2 protein-coding genes and 1 pseudogene are annotated in these 2,403 nt (G+C 75.5%); 2 read left to right on the forward strand and 1 reads right to left on the reverse strand.

Going from position 1 to position 2,403, the window contains the following annotated elements:
• Positions 1–36 precede the first annotated feature (36 nt).
• Entirely contained in the window at positions 37–498 is a 462-nt protein-coding gene (locus tag J0670_RS35940) for a YwqJ-related putative deaminase (protein WP_243438006.1), read from the reverse strand.
• Positions 499–962: 464 nt separating this feature from the next.
• On the opposite strand from J0670_RS35940, the gene J0670_RS35945 reads away from it, so the two are divergent.
• Positions 963–1,964: an HNH endonuclease gene (locus J0670_RS35945; RefSeq protein ID WP_207816875.1), complete on the forward strand. Its 1,002-nt coding sequence runs from the start codon at positions 963–965 to the stop codon at positions 1,962–1,964.
• A 67-nt stretch (positions 1,965–2,031) separates the two neighbouring features.
• Positions 2,032–2,403 (forward strand): annotated as a pseudogene (locus J0670_RS35950) (hypothetical protein); the annotation flags it as partial.

Consider the following 2,403-nt stretch of genomic DNA (forward strand, 5'->3'; position numbering starts at 1 on the left):
GTGCGTGGTCGGCCCGCCGCACGGACGGTCGGACGGTCAGCGCGCGGGCGGCCCGACGGCGACGCTCAGCACGGTGAAGTGCTCCAGCATCGGAGCGCAGGAGCGGCACGGCGGGGCGTGGGTGCCGTGCGCCGGGTCGCCCTCCTCGCGGATCCGGACGGTCGTCATCCGGGCGCCCTTGAGCGCCTTGCGGGCCTCGTGCAGGCTCATCGGCTTGCGGGCCGCGCGCTTGGAGCGCTTGCCGTCGACCGTGGTCAGGTACTGGGAGAGCAGGACGGCCTCCGGACAGCGGCCGGTGAACCGCTCGCGGGCCTCGACGGGCAGGGTGTCCAGGAAGTCGCCGACCAGCGCGTGCAGGACCGGGCGCCGGTCGTCCTTGTCGCCGGCCAGGGTGTGCACCTCGCCGCCCTTGAGCGACAGCGCGGCGGCGACGGCCGGCAGCAGGCTGTCGCGGTGGTGGCGCAGCACGGGCGGGCCCGCCGGCTCACCGGTGGTCATCCGTCGTCCTCCTGCTCGTTCCTGGCGGTCCGGTTCCTGTCGGTTCCTGCCTGTCCGGGGCAAGCCTGTCATCCGGGTCCGACAAGTGCACAACCGGGGTGCGGGATGGGCGAACACCCGTACGAGAGCGGCCGTTCGGACACCTGCCGGAGGGGCCGACTCCGGTACCCGCGCCGGACGTTGAGGCCGCGGGGCGGGCGCATCACCGCCCCGGCGCCGGGGCGGCCCGCACCGACGACGACGAACTCGCCGACGCCGTACGGCTGATCGGCGACCGCGGCGCCCGGGAGGAGCGCGCGCACGAGCGGCTCGGCCGGGCGGGAGAGGGCGAACCCCGGGGCCCGTCCTCGAACTCCCGTCGTTCCCCCCGTCGTCCGCCCGCAGGGCGGGAGTTCGAAGGCAGGCCCTAGGCTGGTGCCCAGCAAGCGCACCGAGAATTTGCAGCAGCCAGTGGGGGCTCCCAGATGACGACAGGTCGGCCCGGCGTCGCCGCCGCACCGAACGCGGCGTACGCAGGTCAGGTGGTGCAGTTCCCGGACCCGGTCCGTGCGGAGCGACACCCCGCCGGGGTCCGGGTGGACGAGTCCGGATACCCGGACTTCGGCCCGTACGCCGCCGCGGCGGCCGAGGTCGCCGACCCGCCGGAGGGCTTCGGCGTGGACGAACTGCGGCTGACCGACTACGTCTCGGCCAACGCCGCGCTGTTCACCCAGGGCCACCCGCTCTGGGCCGACCTGGAGACCGCCGTGGCCACCCCGCCCGGCTGGACCTGGCACCACGCGGTCGGCCGGGCCGCCCCCGGCTGGCGCCGGATGGAACTCGTCCCGGTCGAGGTCAAGGCCCTGCTGCGGCACCACGGCGGCCTGGCCGTCTCGCCCGCCGACCACACCCGCCGCGGCACCCGCCCGCTGCAGGAGCGCCGGCCCGTCCACTTCTCGCTGGCCAAGGACGGCGGCGACCCGATCGGCGTCCCCGAGGACCTGGTGCAGCGCGCCGAGGAGCGCCTCGGCTACGGGCTGCCCGGCGCCTACCGCACCTTCCTCAAGCTGGGCGGCGGCCGCGCCCCGGTCGGCGTGGCGCTGGACACCGAGCTGGGCCTGCTGCTCGACCAGCCGTTCCTCACCCTCACCGAGGAGTACGGCACCGAGGACGTCGTGTACGCCAACAAGTGCCTGCGCGACCACCTCACCAAGGACTACCTGGGCATCGCCTACGCGCAGGGCGGCATCGTCGCGCTCAAGGTGCGCGGCGACCGGACCGGCTCGGTCTGGTTCCACCTGTACGACGACGCCCGCGACACCGGCGCGCCGGAGGCCCCGGAGGACCGCTGCGCCCGGCTGCTGCTGCCCTGCGGGGAGGACTTCGACGCCTTCCTGCTGCGGCTGGCCGGCAGCCCGCCGGAGCTGGAGACGGTCGCCGAGCTGATGGTGGACGGCGGGTTCGCCCGGGCCGTCCCGGTGGGCTGACCGGAGTGGGCGTCGTGGTGCGGGTGGAGCGGGGGACGAAGAGGATGCGGACAGGGGTGAACCGGGCGTGGTGACGTACGCGCAGGCGCATGAGCTCGCCGAGGAGTGGATCAACGGCGGCGTGCCGCACGGGCAGCGGCGCGAGGTGCGGGTCAGGGAGTTCGACCTGGGCTTCGTCTGCTGGGCGGTGCCGCCCGGCGACGCGGCCGCCGGGACGGCCTCCGGTGCGGCCCACGGCTCGGGCGGCTCGGGTGAGGCGCGACTGGTGATCGCCCGGGACTCGGGCGCCAGCACGCTGTGGCCCGCGCTGCCCGTCAACGAGGTGGTCCGGCAGTACGAGGAGGTGTACGGGCGGCCGGTCGTGGCCAACCCGGCCGGGGCGGCGAAGCCCGCGCCGGGGCCGGTGGAGGCGACCTCCTTCCTGCTCAGCCCGCCGCAG

The sequence above is a fragment of the Streptomyces sp. FH025 genome (assembly GCF_017427025.1).
Lineage (GTDB): Bacteria > Actinomycetota > Actinomycetes > Streptomycetales > Streptomycetaceae > Kitasatospora.

What these genes read in the sequence shown, in the direction of transcription:
- J0670_RS35940 (WP_243438006.1), bottom strand. Translation starts at nt 498, where the DNA reads ATGACCACCGGTGAGCCGGCGGGCCCGCCCGTGCTGCGCCACCACCGC.
- J0670_RS35945 (WP_207816875.1), top strand. Translation starts at nt 963, where the DNA reads ATGACGACAGGTCGGCCCGGCGTCGCCGCCGCACCGAACGCGGCGTAC.